The 257-nt window shown below is 50.2% G+C and carries 1 protein-coding gene; it reads left to right on the top strand.

Going from position 1 to position 257, the window contains the following annotated elements; genetic code table 11:
• The coding region (locus tag C3B51_RS23415; protein ID WP_130246565.1) for a phosphopantetheine-binding protein at nt 1–257 on the top strand (257 nt) is incomplete at both ends.

Genomic DNA, 257 nt, shown 5'->3' on the forward strand with positions numbered 1-257 from the left:
AAGACGTATGTCGTTTGTGCGTTGAGTTGCTGAACGTCGAGCGCGCAGGCTGTGGCGATAACTTTTTTGCTCTCGGAGGGCATTCATTGCTGGCGGTGCGCATGATGTCCGAGCTGCAAAATAAAGGTTATAAGTTAGATGCGCTGATGATCTTTCAGTCGATAAACTTAGGCTCATTAGCGGCACAACTGACACGCGACACACAAGACGCAGAGTTTGTCGTACCAGAGAATCGGATAGTGGCAGGCAGCGAACAG

This window comes from Pseudoalteromonas rubra (assembly GCF_004212645.1).
In the GTDB taxonomy this organism is placed as follows: domain Bacteria; phylum Pseudomonadota; class Gammaproteobacteria; order Enterobacterales; family Alteromonadaceae; genus Pseudoalteromonas; species Pseudoalteromonas rubra_G.